Here is an 8,792-nt window from a genome sequence, read left to right on the forward strand (position 1 = left end):
CCCCCGGGGAACACCCAGCTCCCACGCCTCCTGCTGGTACAGCCGCAGCCACACGAACGCATCTGGCGCCTCCGGGAGCTCCTGGTACTCCCGCGAGCCCTTACGGATCACACCGATCAGCTGCTGCCCCGGATCGGCATCTTCCTGGCGGCACGTCAGCAATTCGTCGGCCCGGGCCCCAGTCGACACCCACGCCGCCAGCAGCGCCCTGTCCCGGTTGTATCTCAACCCCGCGAACAACGCGTCGAACAGGGCATCAGGGATGCGGCGCGGGATCCTGTTCGGCACCCGCGGCCGGTAGCGGCCCTGCCGCTCGTGCGAGAACGCCTCCACGACGCCGTCGCCGTGGTGCTGCTGCGGTGCGCGGATACGGGCCGTGCGTACTGGGACTGGGACAGCGAGGAATGGCTGCTCTTCCTCGGCCACAACCACAGGGCCTTCAAGAGCAGGTACCCGACTGGACCGCGGGAGCCGTGCGCCCGTCTCTGTGCGGGTACGCCTACCACCTGGCAGGCTTCACTGGTTTCAATCGGCTGGGGCACTTTGACCGGCTGGCGCTCGCCTGCCGCGTCTTCGGCCGCCGCCTGGTCGAGGCGGAGATCGGACAGGTCCGTACCGTGCTGACCGGCTGGGGCTACCAGTACGGCCAGGACCACGACAAGGGCGTGCCCTCCGTGATGAGCCAACTCTTCCTTCTCAACCGAAGCCCGCACAGCGGCGGCCTCACCACCGCGTTCTTCGACCGCGTCCGGCGCGAGGATCTCCTGACCGACGGAGGCACGAAGGTCCTGTTCGCAGTACAGCGGGCTGTTGCCACGCTCGGCTACTGCGAGGCGCCCACCCTGCGCTCCGGGACTGAACGGGCCGGCCACGCCGGGGTTCCACCGACATGGGGCGAGTGGGTGGAACGGTGGACGGCCACGACGCACCGGTCCCGCCTCCACAGCCGGGCCGCGCTCTTGAAAGCCGGCCGGTGGGTTGCGGATCAACAGCTGGAAACCGCTGATCCCGCCGCATGGACGCGGCAGACGTGCGCGGCCTGGATCGCGGCCGTCGACCGCATGAAGATCGGCGACTACGTCATGCGCACCAGCAGCTTCCAGGAGCGTCTCGGCCAGCCGCTGCAAGCTGAATCGAAAGCCGGCCTCGTGCGCGCCGTACGAGTCTTCTTCCGCGATATTCAGGACTGGGAGTGGCTGCCGCGCCGGTTCGATCCCCTGCGCGCACTCGCCCTGCCGCGCAGCATCAACGCCCTCATCGGCCCACGGCCACGCGTGATCGCCGACGACGTCTGGGCGAAACTTCTGTGGGCCGGACTGAACCTGGAGGCCCACGACGTCCCGCGCGGAAAAGCGGGTCCTATCTACCCCGTGGAACTGGTCCGCGCCGTCACACTGACCTGGCTCTTCTCTGGTCAGCGCAGCAACGAGATCGCGCGCCTACGCCTGGGATGCATCCGATGGCAGCACGACGGGGACCCGGTCGCCGGCAACTCCACGCAGATCCTCGCTCGGGACGCTGTCTGCCTCCTGGACGTGCCCGCTCACAAGACCGGCACGGCGTTCACGAAGCCGGTCGACCCGCTGCTCGGACAGGCGATCAATGCGTGGGAGACGCTCCGCCCGAACCATCCGAAGCGTACCGACAGGCGGACCGGGGAGCAGGTCGACTTCCTGTTCTCCATCCGGGCCCGCGCCGTCTCAAGCGGCTACATCAACAGCACGATCATCCCCATACTCTGCCGCAAGGCCGGCGTTCCGTCGGCCGATGCCCGCGGCGGCATCACCAGCCACCGAGCCCGCTCCACCATCGCCAGCCAGTTGTACAACGCCAAAGAGCCCATGCCCCTGTTCGAGCTGCAGGCATGGCTCGGACAGCGGTCTCCGGAGTCTACCCAGCACTACGCGAAGATCAGCCCCAACACGCTGACCAAGGCATACGAGGACGCCGGATACTTCGCTCGCAACGTCCGCACCATCGAAGTCCTCGTCGACCGGGACGCAGTCACCTCCGGCGCCGCCGCGTCAGGCGAGCCCTGGCAGTACTACGACCTCGGTCACGGGTTCTGCACCTACACGTTCTTCGAACAGTGCCCGCACCGCATGGCCTGTGCTCGTTGCGACTTCTACACGCCGATGGACTCCAGCAAGGGGCAGCTCCTGGAGGCCAAGGACAACCTCCAGCACATGCTGGCGAGCGTCCCGCTCAGCGATGAGGAACGCGCCGCCATCGACGACGGCCAGGCCGCACTCGACCAGCTGCTCGAACGGCTGGTCGACGTCCCCACACCGACCGGGGCGACACCCCGCGAGATCGGCGTTCCGGCGACCGCGACGCTTCTACCGATCGTTACCGTCAACCAGGACAAAAGCTGAACTACTTCACAAATCAGATTCAACAGAACGCGCAGGTGGGCAGTGGAACGGGGATTGTTCCTCGGTCGGCACGGAGACGTGTCCGTGCTCCCAGGGGTATCGCCGAGATACGCGTCAAAGAGGCAATGAGTTGATCTTGATCTCGTTTCAATCGTCGGCGGGCAGAGCTCTGACCATGCAGGTCAGGAGGGGAGCGCTTCATCCAGGGCGGGGCTCAGGTGGAATAGCCCGATGAGTCCGGCGGAGAGCATCACCTTCCGGATCCTGGGGGTGGGGCAGACCAGGAGCAGACGTCCGGCGCGTTCGTGGATGCGCCGGCGGGCGTGGCATAGCAGGCGCAGGCCGGAGGCGTCGAAGAACTCGGCGGGGCTGAGGTCGATCACGATCTGCGGCGCCGGCCCATGGGTGGCCTCGTCCAGGCGTGGGGCGATGTGCTGGGCGGCGGCGATGTCGATTTCGCCGTGCAGGGCAAGGATCGTGTATCCGCGCTGCCGGGAGACGTGGACCAGGGGCGGGAGCGCGCGTAGATCAGTGCATGCTGCGCCAGGTGATCGCGTCAAGAGCGCCACTGCGTCCGGCGACGACCGCGATCACCTGCCCGAAGGCGAAGCCCAGCACGGTCACTCACCCTCCCTGCTCACGGGCCAATTCAGGCCATTCCGCGAATGGGCGATGTCGGGCCAAGGTGGACGGTCAGGCCTCGTACACGCGGGGATTCCAGTCGGGCCGGATGCGGGCGAAGTGGCGGCCCCAGGCCCAGGTGGTGTCCCGGTCGCTGCTGCCGCACTTCACGTCCCAGCGATGCGGGTCCTCCCGGCCGCGCCCACCGCCCAGCGAGCACAGCGAGCCGGAGTCCTTGTCCACCGAGGTGACGATCTCGATATGGCCGCCGCCCATGTCCCACGCGATGAGGTCGCCGGGCTCCACCAGGCTTGCGGACAGCTGGAAGAACGGCCCCTTGGTCGACCCTTCGAAGGCGTTGATCGCCGGTGGGTACTTGCCGTTGGGCATGGCCAGTTGGATGCCGGCGCGGTAGAGCGCGTCGCCCGTCACGGGCATGCAGGTGGCGGCCTCCTGGCCGCCACCGCGCTGGGGGGCCTGACCGGTGACCGCCAGGAGCTCGGCCGGCCACCGGGCGTGGGCCTCCACGAGTCGCTTCCACGTCGTGGCGTCGCGGCCGTACTTCTCCTCGAAGGAGAATCCGGCCAGGCTGAGGACGACGGTGCGATGCCGCCAGTTCCATCCGTCGCGATCGGTGTCCCACTCCTGCCAGGAGCCGAACGGCGCCGGGCGGCTCACCACGCCGGTGAGCTTCGGGTTGGTCGTGAACCACCAGTTCTGCCGGAACAGCGTCAGCTTCGGATCCTCGTCGAAGTCGCTGAAGCCCTCGTACGCCTTCCTGATGACCGGGTCGGCGAGCATCTTCATGACCTCCTGCGCCACCCGGTGGTGCGGTGGCGGGGGCGGTTCCCGCACGGACGCGGACACGATCCCGGGTGTGCGCGCGCTGCCGTCGACGATCCCACTGGTCACCGACTCGGTGGTCTGCGGGCTCCACCCCAGCGATTCGGCCTGGGCAGCGACCTCCCGGGCGACCTGCAGGCCGTCGTAGGCCTCGGCCGGGGACCGCTTCGACGCCGCGGCGCCGCCGCCCCCGGCCGCCGCCGATGCCGCGGTCTTGCTCTGCACCTTGGCGGCCAGGTCCTTGGCCTTGACGAGGTCGACCGCGCCGCTGGCCAGCCCGGAGAGCAACTGTTGCAGTTCGGGGAGCCCGGACATGTCCCGGAACGCGTCGCCCTTTCCGAGCAGGGACATCGCCGCGGCGAGTCCGACGGGGTCGGGTGCGGCCGGCGGCTGGGTGATCTGGACGACCGCGTTCGGCAGTTGGCCCTGCGGGACCTGCGTGGGCTGGCCCCGGAATCCCGGCGTGATCCCGCTGATCTCCGGCGGCTGCTCGCAGGGCGACTCCTCCCACTTCCAGAACCGTGTGACGTCGCGCTTCTCGCAGGCGTTGCAGCTGCCCAGCTGGGCCTCGGCCAGCACTCCCCGGGTCGGGAGGCTCACGATCGTCGCGGCGGGCTGTTCGGCGTCCGGCGGTAGTGGTCTGCTGCTCGCGTCCTCGCCGTAGTAGGAGAAGACGAGGTGATGGCCGCTGATCGCGACGGGCACCGAGTCGATGCTGTCGCGTGCGGTGCCGCGCCCCATCGCCTGATCGAGCGCCTCGGCGAACCACATGGGTTCCTTCATGGCCACCAGCCGCGGCCCGTAGGTGTCACGGTGGTCGTGCAGATGGGTGATCAGCTCCCAGGCGAGCCCCACGTCCTGTGCGCGCCGCGCGGCCGCCTGCGCGGCCTGCTCGGCGGCGGTGGCCTGCCCGTCCGACGGCGCCGCCGCGGGCGGCTTCGGCGCCAGGACGCTGAACGGCTCGACGCCGGCCCCGTCGAAGTTGCGTCCGCTGGTCTCGTCGACGATGACCTCTTCCTCGCCGCCGTACCCGCGCGCGAGGACCTTCAGGCCGCGGAGGGAGAAGTCGCTCCCGCCCGAACCCGGATCAAAGTCGATCGCGCACTCCTTGATCGCGGATCGCAGTACCGGAGAGGCCAACTGGAGCTTGAAGGGGCCCAGTTCCTCGGGGCTGTCCTCGTACTCCTCATGGTCCCCCCAGAATCCAGGATCCTTGAGCGTCACCTTTCTGGTGAGGCGGCCCGCTTCCTTGAAGAGGATGCCTCCGCCATTGAGGGTCAGCCGGACGACATCGGAGTCGGTGCCCCAGCGGCCGCGCAGCACCGTGGCATCGACTCGTTCGATGAGGAAGTCCGAGGTGGCCGGGGCCGCGGCCGGCGGTGCGGGGATGCCCTGTGCGTAGAAGAGCAGCCGCCGCACCGCGTCGAAGTTCGGCCGCAGCCTCGGCTCGAGAAGGCTGTCCTGAAGCATCGGGCGGAGCCGGTTGACCAGGTGAAGGTCGTCCCGCTGGGGATCGACGACGAAGTCCTCCAGGTGCCCGGCAGGGGTGTCCAAGACGTTCCGCTGGCTGATGGTCGGGTACGGGCTGGTGAAATGCAGGCCGCGGTACGGGATCAGCACGCCCGGCCGGGAGCCGACGAGCCGGGTCCGCAGGCTCAGCCGCCGCAGCACCTCGTAGTACTGCACGGTGAGCGCATGGCAGTGGTTGTGGTTGGTGATCGTCCGGGTCTCCAACTGGTGCCGCTCCGCCTGGGAGCCGTGCACGATGACGGTGCTGTTGAGCGAGCGGACGTAGCCGGTGTTCTGGACGGTGGCGTCGTGCAGGTCCTGGGCCGACGCGGCCTCCACCTTGCGCCTGCCCCAGGACTGGCTGGAGGCGTAGCCGATGGCGTGCGTCACGCCGAACGTTCCGACGTTCTCCCAGGAGCCGCTGTAGGCGGCGCCCTGGCCAGCCATGAACGACGACCCGCCCTGCGACTCGCGCAGCGCTCCCTTGACCGTCTCGGTGATGTTGCGGTCGCGGAAGAGCAAGTGGGTCAAATCCTCGCGGGCGTCGATGGCGTCGCTACGGGCCGCCTCGTCACTGCGCTCGGCCTCGATCACCGCGATCCTGACGGACTCGCACGGCGCCAGCGGAAGGCTGTAGAGCAGCGTCCCGAGCGACTCGCCGACGTCCTGCCACGTCTGCTCGTACTCCAGGATGTCGCACGGCAGGATGCCGAGGACGACGTCGGACGCCGGACTGATCGGGTCCAGAAGCGGGTTGCTCACCTCGGCCCGGCCGGGTGCGCCGGCCGGCTCCGCTGCTCCGAGGTCGCGCGGGGCCGGCCGGGGACCGACCGGAGACCGGGCCGGCGGGGTCGGCCGGCGCACGATCTGGACGAAGCGGATCTGCTGCACCGGCAAGGCGGAACGCACCGGCGTCGCGCAGTCCCCCTCGCCGAGTGCGAGGGTCCGCGGCGTCACGAACGAGGCCGGTGACAGCTCCCAGTCCCGGGTGTCCGGCGCCTGTATCGCGGGACGGGCTGGCGTGGCCCCCCGTCCTAAGCGGGTGGGGTCGACGCGCAGCACCACCGCGCTGTCGGCGCTCGTCACGGACGCCCGCTGCCGACCGTCGGACGCCTGCTCCGCGCCGGCCACCGTCGCCGCCGAGTCCGGCTCTCCGACGATCTCGAGCGACACGGTGCCGTCGACCACCCCGGGGAGGTCGAAGGAGACGTAGCCCGCCTCATCCGTCGTCAGCAGCCCGAGCGAGTTCTCCGTCCCGTTGACCCGGGCGCGGGCGACCACGTTGACACCGGAGACCGGCCGGCCGGTGTCCTGGTGCAGAACGAATCCCCTGGCCTTCACCGTCCCCCTCCTTCCGCGGCGACGCTAGGAGATCATGCCTGGAATGGAGTTGTACGCAGCCGGGTACAGGCTGCGGTTCCCATTGGTCGACGCCGGCGCCAGGGCTGGTGCGCCCCCGGCGGCGGGAGTCAGCGGCTGCCGGGTGGCGGGTGGCGAGACGGTGACCGGGAGCCGGAGGACTCGGCCGCGCGCGGCGTACCACTGGTAGCAGGCGCCGATCAAGTGGTCGGTGCGGGCACTGTCGAGCTCGCCCTTGTAGTCCATGATGTCGGCGAGGGCTTCGGCGCCGCGGAGGGCGAGTTGCTGCCGGTCGTCGAACACCCCGCTAGGGATCGCCTCGGCGTGGCCGCGGATGGGCGTGCTGGAGATCTGCTCGACGAGTTGGCTGCCGTAGCCGTCGATCTCGACCGGCCACCGGTCGGACGGGGCCCGGTCGATCCCGAAGCGCGCCGCGATCGGCGTACTGCGCAGGATCCGGTAGCACCGGCCGGCGATCGCCGGGAGCCCTTCGTCGCGACTCCACGCCACCGAGGCGCCGGTCCGCTGCTCCAGGTAGACCTTCAGATAGGGGTGCATCATCCGCACCGTCGCCCGCAGGATCTCCTCGGACGTGTCGTACACCCGCTCCGAGAACGCCGCGGCAGCGGCCAGGAGTTGATCGCGCAGGCCGACGAAGCTGGTGTCGGCCGGTGGTCCCGGTAGCCCGGTCATGCCCTCAGCGCTCGCACACTCGCCGAACAGCCCGACGAAGATGTCACGCCGCTGTTCGGGGGAGAGATAGTCCTCGTGATACCCGTACCGTGAGCGCAGCTTGCCGAGGTCGCGCCCCAGTTCCCCGTCCACGCGGCGATACAGCTGCGGCCGGTCGAAGAAGTCGAGCGAGACGAGATGGGCAAGGTCGATCAGGCAGTCGAGCTCCTTGAAGAAGTAGAGGCCAGCCACCGCCCGGTCGCCGCCCATCCCCGCTGGTGCGGATCGGGCTTGGTCACTGGCTTCGGTTGCATCAGGCATACGTCATGCCCCCCGGTTGACGATATTTAGTGCCTTTAAAGGACGATACTGAGCCTTACGTGTGATTACCATCCCGGCGCTGGCCCGCGTCGTTCCACAACGGGCCTGGGCGGACCGCCACTTCGCGGCCGTGGGAGGAGTGAGTTCAGGCTTGGCAGCCGACCCTCGTGCTCATGCTCGTCGAGCAGCGCGACCTCGAGGCTGGCCTTGTCGCCGAAGCGGCGGAAGCGGGGGCCGAATTCTCCGAGCGGCTGCGCGGCCAGGGGGTGCCCTGGCCTGCTACAAACCCGCCGAGGTGGACGCGCTGACCGACGGCCCGGGTCCGATCGCGCCCGGGCTGCAAGTGCTCAGCCCAACGCAGCAACGCCCCGCAAGCTTGACAAAGCTGATTCCACAGAATATGGATCTGGCATGCCATGTGGCTGGAGCGCATCGACCGCAAGGCCGCCGAACTGCGGAAGCGTCAGGCCGTAGAGGAGCGCGGCCGGGCGTACCGCCCGCCAGCGCCGGACTGGTTCCTCGAACTAAGCCGCGCCACGGGGGACCCGCTGGCCGTGCATGTCGGCGACTGCGGCATGACCGGCCGTCGAACACGGCCTCTCGGCCGGGATGACGCCCGCCGCCTCCTTACCACCGACGGGGTGCCAGCCTGCCCAATCTGCCGACCGGACACCTCACTGCACATCGTGGACTTAGCCAGCCCCTCCTTTGTGGCATTCGTCCGCAGGGCAGCGGGGCCCTCCTCGCCCGCTGAAACAGGTCCGGCCCGTCGCTACGGGGGGAAGCGACGGGCCGGACGGCTGCCACGGTCTCATACTCAGCGTCTCCGGCGTGCCGCATCCTGCTGAATTCGCCCCCGCACCACGACAGTTGCCTCTCCGGGTGCGCGGCGGGGTGCCTCAGCCGAGTCCGAGTCGGCTGAGGGCGGTGGTCCAGTCGGTGACGATCGCCTGCTGCGCGGCGGCGAGGGTGACCTTGCCCTTACAGACCGCAGTGTGCAGCTTCGTCTCCACCGGATCCTTCGCGTTGTTGACCCCCGAGCCCTTCTTGTGGCCGGGGTCGGCGGGCTCCACCCACAGGTTGCGGTAGTCG

6 protein-coding genes and 2 pseudogenes are annotated in these 8,792 nt (G+C 69.3%); 3 read left to right on the plus strand and 5 right to left on the minus strand.

What is annotated here, in order from left to right:
- Positions 1-426, minus strand: a pseudogene (locus OO70_RS49885) (site-specific integrase); the annotation flags it as partial.
- Between the two features lie 47 nt (positions 427-473).
- On the opposite strand from OO70_RS49885, the gene OO70_RS49890 reads away from it, so the two are divergent.
- On the plus strand, positions 474-2,375 hold the full coding sequence (locus tag OO70_RS49890; protein WP_234337144.1) for a tyrosine-type recombinase/integrase: 1,902 nt from the start codon (positions 474-476) through the stop codon (positions 2,373-2,375).
- 182 nt (positions 2,376-2,557) lie between these two features.
- Here OO70_RS49890 and OO70_RS49895 read toward each other — a convergent pair whose 3' ends face one another.
- The 3 genes from OO70_RS49895 to OO70_RS49905 form a co-directional block, all read right to left on the minus strand.
- Complete coding sequence (locus OO70_RS49895; RefSeq protein WP_234337145.1) at positions 2,558-2,935, minus strand: STAS domain-containing protein; 378 nt, start codon at positions 2,933-2,935, stop codon at positions 2,558-2,560.
- A gap of 133 nt (positions 2,936-3,068) precedes the next feature.
- The gene (locus tag OO70_RS49900; protein WP_043688085.1) at positions 3,069-6,689 is read right to left on the minus strand and encodes a carboxypeptidase-like regulatory domain-containing protein; all 3,621 of its coding nucleotides are present in this window, start codon (positions 6,687-6,689) and stop codon (positions 3,069-3,071) included.
- A 24-nt stretch (positions 6,690-6,713) separates the two neighbouring features.
- Positions 6,714-7,700 carry a hypothetical protein gene (locus OO70_RS49905; RefSeq protein ID WP_158711669.1) on the minus strand — a complete coding sequence of 329 codons (987 nt, stop codon included), beginning with the start codon at positions 7,698-7,700 and terminating at the stop codon, positions 6,714-6,716.
- Between the two features lie 173 nt (positions 7,701-7,873).
- Here OO70_RS49905 and OO70_RS56765 point away from each other — a divergent pair, with 173 nt between their 5' ends.
- Together OO70_RS56765 and OO70_RS56515 are read left to right on the plus strand one after the other, a co-directional pair.
- Positions 7,874-8,008, plus strand: coding sequence for a hypothetical protein (locus tag OO70_RS56765; protein ID WP_267881268.1), 135 nt, complete (start codon positions 7,874-7,876; stop codon positions 8,006-8,008).
- Between the two features lie 108 nt (positions 8,009-8,116).
- On the plus strand, positions 8,117-8,548 hold the full coding sequence (locus tag OO70_RS56515) for a DUF6233 domain-containing protein (RefSeq protein ID WP_234337146.1): 432 nt from the start codon (positions 8,117-8,119) through the stop codon (positions 8,546-8,548).
- Positions 8,549-8,599: 51 nt separating this feature from the next.
- Here the strand turns inward: OO70_RS56515 and OO70_RS49910 are convergent.
- Positions 8,600-8,792: pseudogene (locus OO70_RS49910) on the minus strand (hypothetical protein); the annotation flags it as partial.

It is taken from the genome of Streptomyces xylophagus, from assembly GCF_000716435.1.
GTDB lineage: Bacteria > Actinomycetota > Actinomycetes > Streptomycetales > Streptomycetaceae > Streptomyces > Streptomyces xylophagus.

Coding starts and splice junctions, on each gene's coding strand:
- OO70_RS56765 (WP_267881268.1), top strand. CDS start 7,874: ATGCTCGTCGAGCAGCGCGACCTCGAGGCTGGCCTTGTCGCCGAAGCG.
- OO70_RS49905 (WP_158711669.1), bottom strand. CDS start 7,700: ATGCCTGATGCAACCGAAGCCAGTGACCAAGCCCGATCCGCACCAGCG.
- OO70_RS56515 (WP_234337146.1), top strand. CDS start 8,117: ATGTGGCTGGAGCGCATCGACCGCAAGGCCGCCGAACTGCGGAAGCGT.